Below are 18474 nucleotides of genomic sequence, written 5' to 3' on the forward strand. Positions count from 1 at the left end.
TTGTTTACTTCAAATATGATTGAGCGTCGGTTACGGACGTTTGTTTGTGCTGAGTCAGTGTATAATTAAAGCCTTTCTGGATGCTGAATGCCCCTGTTTCACCTTGTTTATTGACTGCCAGAAAGCCAACCTGTATGTCTTTGTAATCCTGCTTTTTAACAATTCGCATCACCGCTTCCTCACAGGCTTGCTGCGGAGTGCGGCCCTGGCGCATTAGTTCAACGACCAGAAATGAGCCACAGGTCCGCATCACGAGTTCGCCTAATCCGGTTGCGCAGGCCCCCCCAATTTCGTTATCGACAAACAGACCAGCACCAATAATGGGTGAATCGCCTACCCGACCATCCATCTTATAGGCAAGACCGCTGGTGGTACAGGCTCCCGAAATGTGGCCTTTTTCGTCGATGGCCAGCATACCAATTGTGTCGTGTCGTTCAATATTGGCTATCGGCTTATATTTCGCTGTTTTCAGCCATTCCCGCCATTCTTTTTCGGCGGCTTTGGTCAACAGGTTTTCTTTCCTGAATCCCTGCGATAAGGCAAATGACAAGGCTCCTTCTCCAGCCAGCATTACATGGGGCGTTTTTTCCATAACGGCCCGGGCTACCGAGATTGGGTGCATAATATGTTCTAAAAAAACTACAGAACCCGCGTTTCCTTTCTCGTCCATAATACACGCATCGAGGGTTACGCGTCCATCGCGGTCAGGGCGTCCACCATAGCCTACACTCATATCGTTAGGGTCAGCTTCGGGCACGCGTACACCGGCTTCTACAGCATCGAGTGCGCTGCCTCCACCATTGAGCGCGGCCTGAGCAGCGGCATTGGCTTTGGGCTGATTCCAGGTTGAGATAACCAATGGAATTCCCGATGGCGCATTGTTCTGATGCGCTGAAACAGAGTTAAATGACAATGCAGGAAAAAGGCCAGCCAGCGAGCTAACGGACAAAAAACGGCGTCGATTGATCATAATGCAGCTACTTATGGCTCAAAATAAAGGAATAAACAGTTGGCATTTACTACTTTTAGCCGATTTATTACAAACGAAAGATGGAAGATTCCAGAAAGCATATTCTGTTGATGGATGGCCCCGACAATAAGGGCCTGATTTATCATGTCACCGGGGTTTTGTTCCGCCATAGTCTGAATATTATTCATAACGACGAGTACGTTAGTCCATCGGGCCAGTTTTTCATGCGAACCGAGTTTGAAGGAATCTATGACAGTGCAGCCCTATTGACCGAATTGAAAACAACGCTGCCCAATCCGGGTATTACGTTTCGCCTGAATCCCAAGCGCAAAAAGAACATTGTGATTCTGGTTACAAAAGAACACCATTGCCTGGGAGAGCTGTTGCTTCGGTATGCGTTTGATGAACTGGATGCGAACATACTGGCTGTTATAAGTAACTACAACCTGTTACAACCGTTGGTTAGTAAGTTCGGCATTCCGTTTCATTACATTTCGCATGACGGTAAAACCCGCGAAGAGCATGAAGACGCTATTCTGCGAACATTATCCATTTATGAACCTGAATATTTGGTACTGGCCAAGTATATGCGTGTACTTACTTCGGGGTTTGTTAATCAGTTTCCCAATCGGATCATCAATATTCATCACTCGTTTCTGCCAGCCTTTATTGGCGCTAATCCGTATCGGCAAGCCTATGAACGGGGTGTAAAGATCATTGGTGCAACAGCCCACTTTGTCAACAACGATCTGGACGAAGGGCCAATTATTGCACAGAATGTTAAGGGAGTCGACCATCGGCATACGGCCGCCGATATGGCAACCGAAGGCAAAGACATTGAAAAAATAGTGCTCTCTCAAGCGTTGAAGCTTGTTTTCAACGATCGCGTATTCATTTCGGGCAACCGGGCCATTGTGTTATAAAAGCAGGCCTGTTGTCGCTATTTATTCGCAACAGAGCATCTTTACTTTCAATATTGCATAAAAGTCCCCGAAAAAGCCCGCCTTTTTGTATCCAGAATATGGTATATTTCGGACCTAAATAATCCCATTAACCCCGATTTACTGTTCCTGCTGTATCATGCAAAAACTTCAAATGTTAGACTATGTAGTCTTTTTTGTTTATTTTATTATCGTTAGTGCTTACGGGTACTGGATTTACAAACGAAAACAATCTGCCAAAATCTCTACTACTGACTTCTTTCTGGCCGAAGGGTCGCTGACCTGGTGGGCTATCGGATCATCGCTGATTGCCTCCAATATTTCGGCTGAGCAATTTATTGGCGCGTCGGGTGATGGCTTTGCAATGGGGCTGGCTATTGCCACATACGAATGGATGGCGGCTGCTACACTGATTGTAGTGGCTGTTTTTTTTATGCCGATTTATCTCAAGAACCGCATCTTCACAATGCCGCAGTTCCTGACTCAGCGGTATAATAACACGGTTTCGATGATTATGGCCATTTTCTGGCTGTTTCTGTACGTGTTGGTTAACCTGACCTCGATTCTGTTTCTGGGAGCTCTGGCGGTGTCTACCATTTCGGGGCTGAACTTTACGGCCTGTATGCTTGGTTTGGCGGTGTTTGCCGTAATCATTACGCTCGGTGGGATGAAAGTAATCGGCTATACCGACGTAATTCAGGTGTTTTTCCTGATTCTGGGCGGTCTGGCAACAACCTATCTGGCCATTAATCTGGTATCGTCGGAAAACGGGACCGAAGGTATCATGAACGGGTTTAATCAGATGCTGACCCAATCGTCAGACCATTTTCACATGATTTTCCCGAAAGGGCATCCGCACTATGCATCATTGCCAGGATTAACAGTACTGATTGGTGGAATGTGGATTGTGAACCTGAACTATTGGGGCTGTAACCAATACATTACACAACGGGCTCTCGGTGCCGATCTGAAAACGGCCCGCGAAGGTATTCTGTTTGCGGCTTTCCTAAAACTGTTGATGCCCATTATTGTGATCTTGCCCGGTATTGCGGCTTATACGCTATATCAGAAAGGGTTGTTTCAGCAGGAAATGCTCGATGCATCGGGTGAATTAAATAAAGACCATGCGTATCCGGTTTTGCTGAATCTGCTCCCTGCAGGGTTGAAAGGACTGTCGTTTGCAGCCTTAACGGCGGCAGTTGTAGCGTCGTTGGCTGGTAAAGCCAATTCGATCTCAACCATTTTTACGCTCGATATTTTCAAAAAATATATATCGCCCGATGCCAGCGAACAAAAACTGGTGCGGGTTGGTCGGGTTACCATTTGGGTAGCAATGGTGATGGCTATTCTGATTTCGCCATTTATGGGTATCGATAAAAAAGGTGGGTTCCAGTTTATTCAGGAAATGACCGGACTGGTTTCGCCGGGCGTATTTGCGGCCTTTATTATGGGCTTTTTCTGGAAAAAGACGAACTCAAGCGGGGCGCTGTTTGCTATTGTCGGTGGGTTTTTGCTATCGCTGTTTTTCAAATATGTGCTGCCCGATTTAATAAATCTGGAATTCCTGGCTCCAATGGGTTTTGCCGTTCAGAATGCCGATGGCGTATACACCATTCCATTCCTCGACACAATGGGCTTTGTCTTCCTGATTTGTATTGCCGTGATGTTTGTGCTGGGTGTTCAGAAGCCTAGCCTGAAAGGTCTGGAAATTGATCGCAGTATGTTTAAGGTAGCGCCAACGTTTGCTATTGGCGCTAGTTTAATTCTGGGCATAGTCGTAATTCTATACGCTGTATTCTGGTAATTACTGATTTGTTATCTGATTGACAACGCTTTTGATGGCGTCGGCACTGGCTTCAATACGTTCGTATTCGCCCAGCACAGCCGACGCCATTTGTATATTTGGTCGACGATAGATCATTGGGCTGGGCAAACTGCTTTTGCCGCTCAAATGAACTGCATCGAGGCCAATGCCTTTGAATATACCAGCATTATGGCCCGAAATGCCTACTCCGGCCATAATTTCGATACGTCCGGCGGCCTGTTCAGCCAACTGTTTTAGAACCGCAAGTCCCGATTCGGCAGACGGGTGCTGACCTGAAGTTAGAATACGAATAGCACCGGTTCGGATAACGGCTTCCAGTGCTTCGGTCGGGTCGCGTGCCATATCGAATGCGCGGTGGAATGCCACCGGCATGGGGTGGGCTAACTCAATCATCTCGCGGGTATGGGGCTCGTCAATAGTGCCATCGGCGTTCAGAATGCCCAATACAACGCCATCGGCTCCCAATGATTTTGCTATGGCAATGTCGGCCCGCATTACATCGAGTTCGGTTGCGGAGTAGAGGAAATCGCCACCGCGTGGACGAATCATGACAAACAGTTGAATCGAAAGATGCTGGCGAGCCAGTTTGATCAGGCCCGCACTGGGGGTAGTTCCCCCTTCGCTCAGGCTACCGCATAGCTCAACACGGTTGGCTCCAGCCTGCTGGGCGGTCAGGCAGGATTCCAGAGAGTAAGCACAAACTTCAATGAACATGGAAGGACTTTAAGAGTAAAAATTAAAAAGTAAGATCTTGATTCGGAATATTACAATCGAAAAAATAGTTTGGATCAAAAAATGTGTATTTTAACTAAAAATTGTTTTTATACATCGATTTATTGGTTAACCAAAACAAAAGCAGACGTTGGCTGTTATTGGCCTAAATCCCAGCAAAAAAGCATTCACAAACATTTTTACGGAAAAGTGCTTGGATATTAACGGTTTTTTTACTTTTGCACCCTCATTGAAAAAGTAGTCATTAAATACTGAAGACACGAAGACACTATGTACTGGACACTCGAACTCGCATCTTATCTGGAAGATGCTCCCTGGCCTGCCACAAAAGACGAACTAATTGACTATTCCATTCGCTCTGGCGCTCCGCTTGAGGTTGTTGAAAACCTGCAGGAACTTGAAGACGACGGCCAGCCTTACGAAAGCATCGAAGAGATCTGGCCAGATTATCCGACAAAAGATGATTTCTTCTTCAACGAAGACGAGTACTGAGCCAACCGAATAGTTACCAATTGAAAAGGCGTAATCCAGCAGTGGGTTACGCCTTTTGGGTTAATAATTCGTCATTTGCTTCTTATGGGACCGGTATGTTAACCAATGACTTCTACTTACTGTTTTTCATAGAATCCTTAACTGAGCGGTCGTATTTGCGGGGAGCGTAGAGGAAGCCGAAAGCCTCGGCTCCTTCTTTGGTATGCACCTTATGATGGATGTAGTGTGCCCGCATGATACGTTGCATGTAGCGCCCGCTCGTGTCGAATTTTAGTTTTACCCGACGATGAACGATGATGTCGTGGAAAACAAAGTAAAAGAAGCCATATAGCGTTACGCCCGCACCAATCCAGGCCAGGTAATTTAACTCCGGAATTTCAACGCCCGCCACAATCAAGCCGATGGCGGTAAGGCTAAAAACAACCGCAAACAGATCGTTGCGCTCAAAAAAGCCTTTGTGGTGGTTATGATGGTCGCGGTGCCAGTTCCATAAAAAACCGTGCATTACGTATTTATGCGTAAACCAGGCTACACCTTCCATAAACAGAAAAGTCCCCAGAACCAAAGCAACGTTTAACAGCATTTTTATGTTATCTATGTAGTACAAAGGTAAATGCTAACATAGGTAATCGGCCTCTCGGAGATGACATTTATTCTGATCGGTCATCTGGTAAACCTAATTACCCATTGGCAGTTAGTAGCAGTAACGATTTGTATAATTGAAAAGTTGAGGCAAAAACTCGGGCTTTTTACGGAAAATAGAGATCCGGAAATAATACTTGCAGGTTTGTAGGAAATTCGTATCTTTATCCCGATACAGTGCTCAACCAGATGAACCCATCGGTTATGGACTATCAGGCACTCAAGAACCTGGTCAGACGGGGAGAGGGTAGCAATTTAGAGTTCAAACTGAAAACGAACCATCCCGAAAAAATTATTCGGGGTGTAGTAGCTTTCGCGAATACAACAGGCGGTATTCTGCTGATTGGTGTCGGCGACGACAAGAAAATTGTCGGGCTCAAATATGCCGACGAAGACGAATACCTGCTTGTTCGAGCTATCAACAAATATTGCTTCCCCAGAATTAGCTACACCATTGAGCGGGTCCAGCTTTACGACGAACGTGAAGTGCTTGTGATTCGGGTACCTCCCAGCCCCACCCGCCCCCACTACATTATTCCCGATCCAGACGACCCCGAAAACAAAAAGGCGTATGTGCGTGTGGCCGATAAGTCGGTACAGGCCAGTCGCGAAGTGCGGGAGATTCTGAAAGGCGAACAGGCCGAACGAAATATCCGCTTCACCTATGGCGACAAGGAGCATAAGCTCATGCAGCACCTCGGTGAGCATAATAGCATCACGGTCGATTTGTTTGCTTCCATCGCCGGGATTTCGCGCCGAATTGCCTCCCGAACGCTCGTGTTACTGGTATTGGCCAACGTGCTCGAAATCCATCCGAGCGATGTGGTAGACCGCTATACAACCCGACAGATAAGCTAACCGTCATTTTGTCTTTTTCTGACAGGATTAACAGGGTTTACAGTACTATCCAGTAAACCCTGTTAATCCTGTCAGAAAGACTTCTACGAAAGGCTTTGCAGCAATGCTTCGATCTGATCGTAGGTATAGTTCAATTGTTCATCGGTGGTGCAGTAAGGTGGCATCAGATACAGCACATTACCGAGTGGACGCATCAGAACTCCCCGTTCCAGCAAAAATTGGTAAGCCGTGTCGCGGATCGAATTAAAATAAGACGTTTGACCACTCACATTTAGATCGAACGCCAATAAGGTGCCACGGTGCCGAATGTTTTCAACAATAGAATAGGTGCCTAAACGACTCACCAATTCAGTATGACGGCTTGCAATACGCTGGATGTTTGCCTGAGTTTCTGCTGAAAGCAATAGGTCCATGCTGGCCAGAGAAGCCGCACAGGCAACCGGATTGGCCGTAAATGAATGCCCGTGAAAGAGCGTTTTGCTTTTATCGGTCGACAGAAAGGCGTCGTAGATTCGCTGGACGCAGGTTGTTATTCCCAGTGCCATGGTTCCACCCGTTAGCCCCTTCGAAAGACACATCAGGTCTGGTTTTTCGGTCAGGTAATCCGACGCGAAGCGTTTGCCCGTTCGGCCGAAACCGGTCATCACTTCGTCGGCAATGATAAGCACATCATGTTGCCGCGCTAGTTGAAATAGCTTGTCCAGTATGGCTGGTTCGTACATGATCATACCACCTGATCCCTGCACCAGCGGTTCTACGATAAAGGCGGCTGTGTTTTCCGAAAACAACGCTTCGGCTCGTTGTAGAACGGCTTCTTCCTGGCCCGGAACAGGGGTTGGCAGGTATTCGACATCGAACAAAAACGGTACAAAGGGAGCCGTAAAAGCACTTCGGCCACCAACCGCCATAGCGCCGAATGTATCGCCATGATAAGCATCTTCGAGTGCAATAACCTTATAGCGCGGTTTTCCCAGATTATGCCAGTACTGAAAGGCCATTTTTAGAGCCACTTCGACGGCGGTTGATCCGTTATCGGAAAAAAAGATTTTCGATTGATTGGGCGGCAGAATCTGTAGCAGCCGTTCGGCCAGCTCAATGGCGGGCTGGTGCGTGAAATCGGCAAAAATAACGTGTTCCAGCGTCTGTAGCTGTTCGGCAACGCGCTGGGCAATGTACGGATGCGAATGGCCGTGCAGATTGACCCACCAGGAGGCAATCATGTCGAGATACTCGCGACCATCGGCGGCATAGAGCACCGAACCACTGGCGCGCACAATCGCGACGGGTGCCGGAGCCGTCTGCATCTGGGTAAACGGATGCCAGATTGTGGCCTTATCGCGTTCCTGTAAGTTCTGTAAACTGGTTGGCGTAGTTTCGGATAGCATCTCTGGTTAGTTGAGTTTCCTGCCCAATTCGACCCAGGCAGGGAAGATTTGTGTACGTCAGAATAAAGGATTCGGAACTCGTAACGGTTGGCCCGTTGAAAATGATGCCAAGAATAGGGATGTTACGATTTCGGCACGCATCGACCGAGAGCAATGTATGATTGATACTGCCCAGATAATTTCGTGAAACCAGTAGTACGGGTAAACCAAACTGTTGTACCAGATCAAGATTTAGCTCACGATCATTCAACGGTACCATCAGGCCACCAGCCAATTCAATAATCAGTGCGTTGCTGGTTTGCGGTAGAACGATGCTGTTAAGATCGATTCGTACATTGTCTAGCTCGGCGGCTGCGTGGGGCGACAGTGGCTGTGTGAGTCGGTAAGCTTCCGGATGAAACTGCGAGATGTCGTTACTAATTAAATGTCGAACGGTTTCGGTATCCGAATCGTCCAGAGCGCCCGACTGAACGGGTTTCCAGTAGTCGGCCTGTAGGGCTTCAACCAGAATGGCCGATACAACAGTTTTACCAATTTCGGTACCAATGCCTGCCACAATGAATTGTGTAGGAAATTGCTCGGGAATCATAAGGTTACTTCGTTGATGAGAGTTGATTGCAATACGGTTGTCAATCGGTCTAGTTCTACAATTGTGTTAAAGGCATGAATACAAATGCGCAACCGTTCCTGCCCCGCCGGAACGGTTGGGCTTAAGATGGCCCGTACGTCGAAACCGGCTTGTTGAAGCTGTTGAGCTACCTGTCGAGCCTGTTCGTTGCCCGGTACGATCAGACATTGAATCGGCGATTCGCTCGCCGTCCAGACGCTATCCGGCAATTCACGGGCAATGCATTGCCGGAAATAATGGATTTGCTTGTGCAGCAAGATCTGTACATCTCCATGCGTCTGTAGATGTTGATGGGCAGACCCGATAGCCAGCAGGCTATGCGGTGGAAGGGCAGTTGTGTAAATGAATGGCCGGGCAAAATTGATCAGGTAATGGCGCAGAACCTGTGGGCCAACAACGGCGGCACCATGAACGCCCAGCGCCTTCCCAAACGTATGAACACGCGCCAGCACCCGATTCTGTAAACCTAATGCCACAACCAACCCTTCGCCGTTAGGACCATAAACGCCGGTTGCATGGGCCTCATCAACAAGCATCTCGGCGCCATACCGATCGCAAAGGTCACAGAGTGCAATCAATGGAGCCTGGTCGCCATCCATCGAATAAACCGATTCGACGGCCACAAACACTTGACCCTCTGACTGTCGGCTTTGTTCTAGTTTCTGTTCGAGGTCCCGCAAATCGTTATGGCGGAACCGATGCCGGGTAGCGTAGCTTAGTCGGGACCCGTCGATCATGCTGGCATGAATCAGTTCGTCAGTAATGAGCGTATCGCCTGCCTGTGGCAAACAGGCCAGCAACCCTAGATTCGCATCATAACCGGAATTGAAAATCAGCGCGGCTTCGGTCTGGTAGAATTGTGCCAGCTCCTGTTCGATAGTAGCAGCTAAATGTGTTTCGCCTGCCAGCAGCCGGGAGCCGGTTGCACCCGTTCGGGCAGTTGCATGCGCAAGATCGGCCTGTTGAATGGCAGTTTTCAGGTCGGCAGATCGGGCAAAGCCAAGGTAATCATTTGAACACAGATCGATCAGATTGTCGGCCACACGGAGCTGGCGTAGTAGCCCCTGCTGTTGTCGGTTAGCCAGACGTTCCAACAGTCGATTGGTAATAGAATTCGTCGGTTCAGACATGACCACAAAGGTAAAGCGACTCTTTGATTTGATTTGCCTTTACACAGGCTAGATTGGTGAAATGTGAATAAACCAATAGTTATCCACAGGGATAATGTGGATAACTATTTTGCATTATAACTTTTCCGATAAAAAACTGACTTAATGGTCGAAGTATGAGAAAACATTCTGGCTAAATATCAGTTACTCAGCAATTTTTAATACGATTTTGCCGAACTGCTTTGCGGCCTGCATCTTTTGCATAGCCTGCTCAGTATTGGCTAGTGGGAAGATTTCATCAACGACCGGAACAAGCTCAGTCTCAGCAACGAAAGAAAGCATATCGGCAAACTCATGCTCGGTGCCCATCGTTGACCCCAGAATATTTAGCTGTTTAAAAAATACTCTGGCTGGAACAACATCTGTGATACTACCAGTTGTGCCACCGTAAAAAACGATGCGGCCTGCGGGAGCGGCTACGTCAATAAGGCGGGTAAAGCCAGATCCGCCTGCGCTGTCGACCACAACGTCGAAATAGCCGTTGCGTCCACCGCCGGTTTGTGCCATCAGTGTTTTAGCCCAATTGGGTTCGTGATAGTTAATACCGCCAATGGCGCCTAATGCTTTCGCTCGTTCCAGTTTATCGGCCGATCCCGATGTTACCCAGACCTCGGCACCGGCCCTGACGGCAACCTGTAGCGCAAATAGAGCGACACCCCCGCCAATGCCCGTAATAAGTACTTTTTCGGGAGGATTGTTGCTGGTATGCAGCCCAGCCCGTGTCATCAGCGTGCGCCAGGCGGTCAGTCCTGCCAGAGGAAGTGCGGCTGCCTGTTCGAAGGAAAGATGGGCCGGCTTATGGTAAACATACCGCGCATCGACTGCGATGTATTCGGCAAACGTGCCATTGTCGGGCATACCCAGAATTCGAAAATCGGGTCCGTAGAATCGTGGATTGGACCCCCAGTACATGGCACAATTGATAACGACCGACTGACCCTTCCAGATTGCATCGACGCCCAGGCCGACGTCGACCACAGTGCCTGCTCCGTCGGACCCAGGTATGACAGGCAATTTAATTTTCGGATAAAGGCCCTGCTGAATGAACAGATCGCGGTGATTGAGTGCTGCCGCCTTGAGTTGAATCAATACCTGCCCTGGTCCGGGAGTGGGTATTGGCACATCCGTATATTGGATGGGCTGATGGATGCCGGTGAGATAAATGGCTTTCATGAGTCGGTCAGGAAAAATAGAACGAATAAGCAATTAATGGAATCGGGATTAACTCCGATGTATCTTTGCCATAAACAATGGCTAACGTCGACAGTTACCTGCCCAGTATCCAATAGCCATCCCCGCAAATTATGATTCGATTCTTCAACGAAGACGTAACTTATACACTCCCTCAAAAACAGGCAACCCGTCAGTGGCTTAAACAGCAGGCAGAACACGAAGGTTATGCGGTAGGTGATTTAAATTATATTTTTTGCTCTGACGACTATGTGTTGCAGGTAAACCGCGACTATCTGGAGCACGATTACTATACCGATATTATCACCTTCGATCAAAGCGAAGAGGAAGGCAAAATTGACGGTGATATTTTTGTTAGCGTCGACCGGGTAGCCGACAATGCGAAACAACTGGGTGTTTCGGCCGAACAGGAAATGCGTCGGGTGCTGGCGCATGGCTTGCTGCATTTGTGTGGCTACGGCGACAAAACCGATGCAGAAGAAGCGCAGATGCGGGCAAAAGAAGATGAGTGGCTTAGTCGTTTATAAACCAGCGATTTTGTGCGAACCGGTGCCACGGCTCTTTGATTGTGCTTACCTAAACCGTGGCACCGGTTCGCACAAAACTCCTGTAAAAACAAACGTATGTCTCAACGAATCCTCGTCCTGCTTCTGATAACTACGATCACGTATGGTCAGAAACAGATGGCTATTACAATCGACGACTTGCCCACCGTATCGAAGGCCTACAATACGCCGGAAACTCAGCAGGCGCTTACGCAGCGGCTATTGACGCACCTTCGGACATATCAGGTTCCGGCCATTGGTTTTGTCATCGGCAGCTTTCTGCAAACAGACAATAAGCCCAATCCGAATAAACTAAAACTACTATCGATGTGGCTGGATGCCGGTCTGGAATTGGGCAATCATACGTTTGCCCATAAAGACTATAACCTCGTGTCGTTCGAGACAATGAAAGCGGATGTGATTGGAGGGGAGCAAGCTGTAAAAAAATGGATGGAAGAGCGTGGTAAATCGCTTCGTTACTTTCGGCATCCGTATTTGCGCAGAGGAGATACACCGGAGAAAAAGGATTCACTCGAAGCGTTTCTGAAACACCGGGGGTATCGCGAAGCGCCTGTTACAATTGATAATTCAGACTGGCTGTTCTCGCGAGCCTATGACCATGCCCTCCTGCTGGGCGATACGGCCTTAGTCAATAGCATCGGTCAGCAATATGTCCGTTACATGGGCGATTGTGTGGCTTATTATGAAGCGCAAAGCGATTCGCTCTTTGGTCGTCCCATTCCGCAGACCCTGCTCATTCATGCCAATTCGATCAATGCCGATTTTCTGGGGGCATTACTGGCTCAGTTGAAACAGCGGGGCTACACCTTTGTGTCGCTGGATCAGGCGCTCACCGATTCGGCTTATTCTTCGGAAGATCACTTCTGCAAAAAAGGAGGTATTTCGTGGTTGCACCGCTGGGCGCTGACGCAGGGTAAAAAAGGTACATTTTTCAATGGCGAACCCGAAGTGCCGACTGCTATCGACGAGCTGGCCAATCGAAAATTATAACTTTACCCTGCCGTAAGGCCACCGTCCATTTGTAGGGCCTGGCCCGTAAACAGGGCATTCTCGTCGGAGCAGAGCCACAGAATAGCCTGTGCAATTTCTTCCGGCTGCCCTAGCCGACCAATAGGAATTACTTTGCGCATCCGCTCTTCCATAATGGGTGCTGCCTGAATCAGCTCATCGACCATAGCCGAGTGCGTATAAACCGGGCATATGGCATTGATTCGTATATTTTTCCGGGCATATTCGAGAGCGGCCGTTTTCGTGAGGCCAATAACAGCATGTTTTGAGGCACTATAAGGTGCTCCCATTGCCATACCACGCACCCCCGCTATGCTCGACACATTAACAATCTTGCCCCGTTCGGCATGACCATTTTCGGGCTGATTTAGCATTTGCCGGATTTGTGCCTGCATACCGTAAAAAACACCGCCCACATTTATGGCCATCATCTGATCGAAATCGTTGGGGGTTTGCTCCAGCAGCCGGGCAAATCGCCCACCAATACCCGCGTTATTGATGCCGATGTCCAGACGGCCATATGTGTCGACGGTTTGCTGGATGGCGGCTTCAATCTGTTGCGGAATGGCCACATCGCAGGCTATAAAAATGGCGTCGCCATTGGCCGCCCGAATCAGTTCAACCGTTTGATTCCCATTGGTTTCGTTGATGTCAGCTACCACTGCTTTGGCTCCTGCTTTGACAAATGCCAGGGCTGTTGCCCGGCCAATACCCGCGCCCGCGCCCGTAATGAAAACAACCTGATTCGTAAAATTTGACATATATTGCTAGGCTATGACGCCCGAAGACGTGCCGAAAATAAATCTATTTTGTAGTTGGTTACTAACTTTTACCAATTTTCTGTTCAGAATAACACAGTGAAAATTCTCTGGCGTGACCTCCGCGAGCATCTGCGCGCCGATTTTCGTCCTGATCTATACCTTTCCACCGCGCTCTGGGCCGGTCTGCTACTGGCGATCAATTATTACCTCGATCTGGAAGATTCGTACATCGATACGTTTCAGGGTGACCCGCGCTGGCCGGTACTTTATTTTACGCTCTATGCGACGGCTTATTATGGTAGTGTCTGGCTCTGGACCCGATTTCACCGCCGTCCCGACATCTGGCGAAATCGGGAATTCTGGCTGCGGAGCGGCTGGGCACTCATTTGTTATTCGGTCTATGCAGGCTTTTATGCACATAATAACTGGAGCCGGGAGGTATTCAATGGCCAGATTTATGTGTATGCCTATTACTGTCTGCACAATCTGCAATCGGTGCTGACGATTGTGTTGCCGCTATATGTGTTCTATAAACTGGTCGATCAGCGGTCTAACCCAAGTAACTTTTACGGGATGGCCCCGAAGCGAAAAGGGCTGATTCTGTATTTGGTTCTGCTGGGACTAATGATTCCGCTCATTACGCTGGCGTCGTTTCAGCCCGATTTTCTGGCGTCTTACCCAACCTACCACGATACAAATGCTAACGAATTTTTTGGCGTACCCGAATGGGTTACGGCCCTTTTCTATGAATTGTGCTACGGTTGGGATTTCGTTCCGACCGAATTGATGTTTCGCGGCTTTCTCGTAATTGGAATGAGCCGTTTACTGGGTCGGGGAGCGGTGTTGCCTATGGTGGTGTGGTACTGTGCTATTCATTTTGGGCGGCCCATGGGTGAGGCTATTTCATCGCTGTTTGGGGGGTATTTGCTGGGTGTGCTGGCTCTAAGCACCCGAAGTATCTGGGGCGGTTTGCTCATTCATATTGGCATTGCCTGGGGAATGGAGATTGCCGCTTTTCTGCAGGGCGGAGGGCGCTAACCGGCGCAATGTTGATTCGAAAATCAGGTTATATTCAGCCTTTTCTCTACTCTTGTTACAGCTTGTTAGGGAGTTTTAAGACTGGTTTAATTAGCAGTAAGCTCACCATGCGTTAAGTTTGTCTGTATTAAATGTGGTTTTAATAGCGTTAAGTATAATAAAAGGAGTATGAATCGTTCGAATCAACAATCGTCTGTTCCACCCGGAAAAAAGTTTGATGCCATTGTTGTTGGCTCAGGAATCAGCGGGGGTTGGTCAGCTAAAGAACTTAGTGAAAGAGGGTTAAACGTGTTAATGCTGGAACGTGGCCGCATGATCGAGCACGTTACGGACTATCACACGGCAACCATGAATCCCTGGGATTTTCCCCATCATAACTTACGGGTATCGACGGATGTCCTGAAACGCTATCCAGTACAGAACCGCACTGGCTTTACCATTACAGAAGCAACGCACCAGCAGTTTGTCAATGATCTGGATAATCCATACGTTGAAGAAAAACCATTCGACTGGATTCGGGGCTATCACGTTGGTGGACGTTCGCTGATGTGGGGCCGCTATTCGTTTCGTTTTTCGGATCTCGATTTCGAAGCCAATGCCCGGGAAGGTATTGCTACCGACTGGCCCATTCGCTACAAAGACATTGCGCCGTGGTACGATCATGTTGAGAAATTTGCGGGTATTGCCGGAAATCGTGACGGGTTGCCGCACCTGCCCGACGGCCAGTTTCAACCCGCCATGCCCGACAATTGCGTTGAGCAGCATTTTCGGCAATCCATAAACGACACTTTTCCTGATCGCAAAGTGATTTCGGCGCGGGCCGCTCACCTGACCGCACCTACGCAGCAGCAACTGAGTCTGGGGCGGGCCAAATGCCAGTACCGGAATATGTGTATGCGCGGTTGTCCCTACGGCGCGTATTTCAGTACACAATCGGCTACATTGCCTGCCGCCCGCCGTACGAAGCGATTAACCGTTCGGCCGCACTCTATTGTCAATTCAATTATCTATGATGAGAAGAAAGGACTGGCAACCGGTGTTAGGGTCATTGACGAACAAACGCATGAATGGCACGAATTTTACGCCAGCGTCATTTTCCTGAATGCATCGGCTTTAGGGTCTACCTACATTCTGATGAACTCCAAATCCAAGCGGTTCCCCAACGGTATGGACGACAGCGGACAGCTAGGTCGGAATGTAATGGATCATCACTTTCATGTGGGCGCTTCGGCCGATTACAATCACGATCTGGACAAAATCTACTTCGGTCGGCATCCGGCGGGGCTATATATTCCACGTTTTCGAAACCTGCCGGGGCAGCAGTCGCAGCCCTACAAGCGTGGCTACGGCTTTGAGGTATATACGGGACGCGAAAACTGGGAGCATGCGCTTGGTCTGGATGGTTTTGGGGCCGATCTGAAAGAGAAAGCTACGCAGTTCGGTATCTGGAAAATCACGCTGGATGCGTTCGGCGAATGTATGCCCTACGAAGACAACCGCGTTTACCTGACCGACGATGTGAAGGATAAATGGGGACAGCCGGTACTGAAGATGGATGTGCATTATCGCGAAAACGAAACCCTCATGCGTAAAGATGCACGGGAGCAGGCCGTACAGATGCTCGAAAAAGCAGGCTTTTCGAATATTAATGGCTTCGACAGTCAGGCGCATCCGGGCTTAAGCATCCACGAAATGGGTACGGCCCGAATGGGAACATCGCCGAAAAACTCTGTTTTCAATAAATATAATCAGCACCATAGCGTCAAAAATGTCTTTAATACCGATGGCGCCTGTATGACCTCGTCGCCCTGCCAGAATCCCTCGCTGACCTATATGGCTCTGTCGGCACGCGCAGCCGATTATGCCGTGAAAGCGCTGAAACGGGGCGATATACCGCGCTAGGAAGTTTTTATATGTTCTGGTATGTAAAGAGAGTCAATCGCTAATTTTTCATAATAGCTATGCATAACCATATCGCCTTTTTGGACGAATGGGGTAATAATGGCCTTGATTTTACCAAAAAACAGGTATCCACCCACTTTATAGTTGTTACTCTTGTACTTCCTAAGGATAAGAAAGATGAGGCTGAGCGCATTATAGAAGCTGTTCGAAAGCAGTTTTTCCAAACCGGGCCCATTAAGTCATCGAAAGCTGAGGATGACGCGAAGCGACGACGGGCCATCCTTTCGGCTTTAGTAGAAGCGCCGTTTCAGATTTTCGCGTTGGTGGTTGATAAACGACAACTAACCAGTGAGGGACTCCACTACAAAGGCTCATTCTATAAATTTCTGCATGGACTGGCCGACCGTGAGTTGTATCGTACATTTCCCAATCTGGAATTAGTGGCCGATATGCACGGAAGCGAAACGTTTATGGATGGTTTCGTGAAGTATGTACAGGCTAACCACATTCCCAATCTGTTTAATCAGGCAAGTTTTGGTTTCGTTAATGACCACGGGAGCGTATTGGTACAAGCCGCCGATTTTATCGCTGGAACCCTGGCGCGTTGTTATGACGAAACAGTTATATCGGATCAGCGACAAAGTTTCATTGAATTACTACGCCCCAAACTGCTGACCTTAAAGTTCTGGCCTGATGTTTTTGCACCCTCGCTGGTGAAAGCTACGCTCAATCAGACTCAGTACAATCCTGTGCTGGCCGATTTAAGTGTGAATCTGGCGCAAGATTTTGTTCATCGCAAGCTTAGCAGTCGGTCGCCACAAGATGTAGATCAGCATACTTGTCTGAGTTATCTGCTTTTCCATTTTCGCCACATTGATCCCACGCGCTATATATCAAGTCGTGAGTTGATTCGGCATATTGAGAGTCGACGTAATGCAACAGTTAGCCTGCATTATTTTCAGACTAAAGTAATTGCGCCGTTGCGCGATGCCGGCGTGTTGATTGCCAGCAGCACAAAAGGCTATAAACTTCCGGCATCGGAGCGTGATCTCTACGATTTTGTTAACCATAGCAACACGATTATCCAGCCCTTATTATCGCGTATCAACAAATGCCGTGATCAAATCCGACTGGCTACAGATGGAGCCATCGACATTCTCGAACGCACTGAATATGATAGTTTAAGAAGAATGATCGACTAAGATTGAAGCAACTGAGCAATAAAATCCAGATAATTGTCTGGATTAACAACCGAAAGCGTTGCTTCTGGATAGGCATTTTGAAACGCTTTTGGGAAACGAACCCGGTTGGTATGCCACTTCATTTCGAAGCCGTTTAATTGACCGTTCGCTTCTTCCAGCCAGTCGAGTTCCTGTTGATCATACGTTCGCCAGAAATAAACATTGGCCTGACTGTTTAGGTATGCATTACGCTTTAGCCGTTCAGCAACCAGATAGTTTTTCCATAATGCCCCTGCATCCTGTCGTTGCGATAGTTGGGCGAAGTTGTTAATCAGTGCGTTGCGAATACCATTATCAAAAAAATACCACTTCGAGCTTTTTGTTACCTCTTTGCGCAGGTTATTACTATAGCCCCCTAGTCGGAACAGAACAAAGATTTTAGTAAATAAGTCCAGATAGCGGAAAACCGTATTGCGGTCAAGCTGTAGCTGACGGCTTAACTCATCATACGAAACTTCGTTACCAACCTGAAAGGCAACTAATTGTAATAAATGCAGCATTTTCTGAGCATTTCGCACTTGCTCGAACAGTAGTATGTCTTTGAGCAAATAGGACGACACTATGCTCTTTAGATAGTCGATACGATCAGAAGGCCTATCCATGAGTACAACATCTGGATAGCTCCCGAATACCAAACGATCTTCAAGATGCTGACGGGTTTGTAAATATGTTTCGGTGCTGCTGAGTTCAAGTTGGGCCAGTGGGTATAATGTATAGGTTAGCTGACGCCCAACTAGTGGTTCTCCGGCACGGTTTGTTAAATCGAAAGCCGACGAGCCTGTTGCCAGAATCGTCAGGTTCGGAAAGGAGTCGATCAGTAACTTTAATGCTTTGCCCACCTCAGGAATTACCTGGGCTTCATCTATGAGCAGGAGTTGCGTATTACCAAGCCACCGCTGATAATTAGTTACCCGTCGTTCGTTTAGTAGATCGGCAGTGTTAAGATCGTCACCATTCAGAACAAGCTTATGGCCATCAAACGAATCAGCTAGTTGATTCATCAGAACCGTTTTCCCAACACGTCTGGCTCCTGTTAGTCAGATGACTTTGTTAGCTCCTAATTTTGCCCCAAGCGTATGAAATAACCTTCGTTCAATTAGCATTTTGTTAATTGGGTGAGTTTAT

The 18474-nt window shown here is 48.1% G+C and carries 17 protein-coding genes and 1 pseudogene; 9 read left to right on the top strand and 9 right to left on the bottom strand.

Features of this window, described 5'->3' with window-relative positions:
• Positions 1-4 precede the first annotated feature (4 nt).
• Positions 5-970, bottom strand: a complete 966-nt coding sequence (locus tag WBJ53_RS01560) for a N(4)-(beta-N-acetylglucosaminyl)-L-asparaginase (protein ID WP_338874290.1) — start codon at positions 968-970, stop codon at positions 5-7.
• A gap of 80 nt (positions 971-1050) precedes the next feature.
• On the opposite strand from WBJ53_RS01560, the gene purU reads away from it, so the two are divergent.
• Positions 1051-1893 carry a formyltetrahydrofolate deformylase gene (purU, locus tag WBJ53_RS01565; RefSeq protein WP_338874291.1) on the top strand — a complete coding sequence of 281 codons (843 nt, stop codon included), beginning with the start codon at positions 1051-1053 and terminating at the stop codon, positions 1891-1893.
• 157 nt (positions 1894-2050) lie between these two features.
• Positions 2051-3715 (top strand): sodium/solute symporter, encoded by a 1665-nt coding sequence (locus WBJ53_RS01570; protein WP_338874292.1) that lies wholly within the window; start codon positions 2051-2053, stop codon positions 3713-3715.
• On the opposite strand, the gene WBJ53_RS01575 is transcribed toward WBJ53_RS01570, so the two are convergent.
• The gene (locus WBJ53_RS01575) at positions 3716-4450 is read right to left on the bottom strand and encodes a copper homeostasis protein CutC (RefSeq protein WP_338874293.1); all 735 of its coding nucleotides are present in this window, start codon (positions 4448-4450) and stop codon (positions 3716-3718) included.
• A gap of 288 nt (positions 4451-4738) precedes the next feature.
• On the opposite strand from WBJ53_RS01575, the gene WBJ53_RS01580 reads away from it, so the two are divergent.
• Positions 4739-4960: a DUF2795 domain-containing protein gene (locus WBJ53_RS01580; RefSeq protein ID WP_009284883.1), complete on the top strand. Its 222-nt coding sequence runs from the start codon at positions 4739-4741 to the stop codon at positions 4958-4960.
• 112 nt (positions 4961-5072) lie between these two features.
• On the opposite strand, the gene WBJ53_RS01585 is transcribed toward WBJ53_RS01580, so the two are convergent.
• Complete coding sequence (locus WBJ53_RS01585) at positions 5073-5543, bottom strand: beta-carotene hydroxylase (protein ID WP_338874294.1); 471 nt, start codon at positions 5541-5543, stop codon at positions 5073-5075.
• Between the two features lie 248 nt (positions 5544-5791).
• On the opposite strand from WBJ53_RS01585, the gene WBJ53_RS01590 reads away from it, so the two are divergent.
• Positions 5792-6460 carry an ATP-binding protein gene (locus WBJ53_RS01590; RefSeq protein ID WP_338877139.1) on the top strand — a complete coding sequence of 223 codons (669 nt, stop codon included), beginning with the start codon at positions 5792-5794 and terminating at the stop codon, positions 6458-6460.
• Positions 6461-6543: 83 nt separating this feature from the next.
• On the opposite strand, the gene bioA is transcribed toward WBJ53_RS01590, so the two are convergent.
• The 4 genes from bioA to WBJ53_RS01610 all read right to left on the bottom strand — a co-directional run bounded on the left by bioA (position 6544) and on the right by WBJ53_RS01610 (position 10815).
• Positions 6544-7845, bottom strand: a complete 1302-nt coding sequence (gene bioA, locus WBJ53_RS01595; protein ID WP_338874295.1) for an adenosylmethionine--8-amino-7-oxononanoate transaminase — start codon at positions 7843-7845, stop codon at positions 6544-6546.
• Positions 7793-8434: a dethiobiotin synthase gene (gene bioD, locus WBJ53_RS01600; protein ID WP_338874296.1), complete on the bottom strand. Its 642-nt coding sequence runs from the start codon at positions 8432-8434 to the stop codon at positions 7793-7795. The genes bioA and bioD overlap by 53 nt, the downstream gene beginning before the upstream one ends.
• Positions 8431-9603, bottom strand: coding sequence for an 8-amino-7-oxononanoate synthase (locus WBJ53_RS01605; protein ID WP_338874297.1), 1173 nt, complete (start codon positions 9601-9603; stop codon positions 8431-8433). Before WBJ53_RS01605 ends, bioD begins: the two co-directional genes overlap by 4 nt.
• Positions 9604-9786: 183 nt before the next feature.
• Positions 9787-10815, bottom strand: coding sequence for a zinc-binding dehydrogenase (locus tag WBJ53_RS01610; protein ID WP_338874298.1), 1029 nt, complete (start codon positions 10813-10815; stop codon positions 9787-9789).
• A 131-nt stretch (positions 10816-10946) separates the two neighbouring features.
• On the opposite strand from WBJ53_RS01610, the gene ybeY reads away from it, so the two are divergent.
• Both ybeY and WBJ53_RS01620 read left to right on the top strand, forming a co-directional pair.
• On the top strand, positions 10947-11360 hold the full coding sequence (gene ybeY / locus WBJ53_RS01615; protein WP_338874299.1) for an rRNA maturation RNase YbeY: 414 nt from the start codon (positions 10947-10949) through the stop codon (positions 11358-11360).
• Between the two features lie 96 nt (positions 11361-11456).
• Positions 11457-12389, top strand: coding sequence for a polysaccharide deacetylase family protein (locus tag WBJ53_RS01620; protein ID WP_338874300.1), 933 nt, complete (start codon positions 11457-11459; stop codon positions 12387-12389).
• A 2-nt stretch (positions 12390-12391) separates the two neighbouring features.
• Here WBJ53_RS01620 and WBJ53_RS01625 read toward each other — a convergent pair whose 3' ends face one another.
• Positions 12392-13168, bottom strand: a complete 777-nt coding sequence (locus WBJ53_RS01625) for a glucose 1-dehydrogenase (RefSeq protein WP_338874301.1) — start codon at positions 13166-13168, stop codon at positions 12392-12394.
• Between the two features lie 96 nt (positions 13169-13264).
• Here WBJ53_RS01625 and WBJ53_RS01630 point away from each other — a divergent pair, with 96 nt between their 5' ends.
• The 3 genes from WBJ53_RS01630 to WBJ53_RS01640 all read left to right on the top strand — a co-directional run bounded on the left by WBJ53_RS01630 (position 13265) and on the right by WBJ53_RS01640 (position 17310).
• Positions 13265-14206, top strand: a complete 942-nt coding sequence (locus tag WBJ53_RS01630; RefSeq protein ID WP_338874302.1) for a CPBP family intramembrane glutamic endopeptidase — start codon at positions 13265-13267, stop codon at positions 14204-14206.
• 168 nt (positions 14207-14374) lie between these two features.
• Positions 14375-16108 (top strand): GMC family oxidoreductase, encoded by a 1734-nt coding sequence (locus tag WBJ53_RS01635; RefSeq protein WP_338874303.1) that lies wholly within the window; start codon positions 14375-14377, stop codon positions 16106-16108.
• A gap of 59 nt (positions 16109-16167) precedes the next feature.
• Positions 16168-17310, top strand: a complete 1143-nt coding sequence (locus WBJ53_RS01640; protein WP_338874304.1) for a DUF3800 domain-containing protein — start codon at positions 16168-16170, stop codon at positions 17308-17310.
• Here WBJ53_RS01640 and WBJ53_RS01645 read toward each other — a convergent pair.
• Positions 17307-18452, bottom strand: a pseudogene (locus WBJ53_RS01645) (ATP-binding protein). The gene WBJ53_RS01640 and the pseudogene WBJ53_RS01645 overlap by 4 nt on opposite strands.
• Between the last annotated feature and the right edge of the window lie 22 nt (positions 18453-18474).

Origin of the sequence: Spirosoma sp. SC4-14 (assembly GCF_037201965.1) — a bacterium.
Lineage (GTDB): Bacteria > Bacteroidota > Bacteroidia > Cytophagales > Spirosomataceae > Spirosoma.

What these genes read in the sequence shown, in the direction of transcription:
- WBJ53_RS01560 (WP_338874290.1), bottom strand. Translation starts at nt 970, where the DNA reads ATGATCAATCGACGCCGTTTTTTGTCCGTTAGCTCGCTGGCTGGCCTT.
- purU (WP_338874291.1), top strand. Translation starts at nt 1,051, where the DNA reads ATGGAAGATTCCAGAAAGCATATTCTGTTGATGGATGGCCCCGACAAT.
- WBJ53_RS01570 (WP_338874292.1), top strand. Translation starts at nt 2,051, where the DNA reads ATGCAAAAACTTCAAATGTTAGACTATGTAGTCTTTTTTGTTTATTTT.
- WBJ53_RS01575 (WP_338874293.1), bottom strand. Translation starts at nt 4,450, where the DNA reads ATGTTCATTGAAGTTTGTGCTTACTCTCTGGAATCCTGCCTGACCGCC.
- WBJ53_RS01580 (WP_009284883.1), top strand. Translation starts at nt 4,739, where the DNA reads ATGTACTGGACACTCGAACTCGCATCTTATCTGGAAGATGCTCCCTGG.
- WBJ53_RS01585 (WP_338874294.1), bottom strand. Translation starts at nt 5,543, where the DNA reads ATGCTGTTAAACGTTGCTTTGGTTCTGGGGACTTTTCTGTTTATGGAA.
- WBJ53_RS01590 (WP_338877139.1), top strand. Translation starts at nt 5,792, where the DNA reads ATGAACCCATCGGTTATGGACTATCAGGCACTCAAGAACCTGGTCAGA.
- bioA (WP_338874295.1), bottom strand. Translation starts at nt 7,845, where the DNA reads ATGCTATCCGAAACTACGCCAACCAGTTTACAGAACTTACAGGAACGC.
- bioD (WP_338874296.1), bottom strand. Translation starts at nt 8,434, where the DNA reads ATGATTCCCGAGCAATTTCCTACACAATTCATTGTGGCAGGCATTGGT.
- WBJ53_RS01605 (WP_338874297.1), bottom strand. Translation starts at nt 9,603, where the DNA reads ATGTCTGAACCGACGAATTCTATTACCAATCGACTGTTGGAACGTCTG.
- WBJ53_RS01610 (WP_338874298.1), bottom strand. Translation starts at nt 10,815, where the DNA reads ATGAAAGCCATTTATCTCACCGGCATCCATCAGCCCATCCAATATACG.
- ybeY (WP_338874299.1), top strand. Translation starts at nt 10,947, where the DNA reads ATGATTCGATTCTTCAACGAAGACGTAACTTATACACTCCCTCAAAAA.
- WBJ53_RS01620 (WP_338874300.1), top strand. Translation starts at nt 11,457, where the DNA reads ATGTCTCAACGAATCCTCGTCCTGCTTCTGATAACTACGATCACGTAT.
- WBJ53_RS01625 (WP_338874301.1), bottom strand. Translation starts at nt 13,168, where the DNA reads ATGTCAAATTTTACGAATCAGGTTGTTTTCATTACGGGCGCGGGCGCG.
- WBJ53_RS01635 (WP_338874303.1), top strand. Translation starts at nt 14,375, where the DNA reads ATGAATCGTTCGAATCAACAATCGTCTGTTCCACCCGGAAAAAAGTTT.
- WBJ53_RS01640 (WP_338874304.1), top strand. Translation starts at nt 16,168, where the DNA reads ATGCATAACCATATCGCCTTTTTGGACGAATGGGGTAATAATGGCCTT.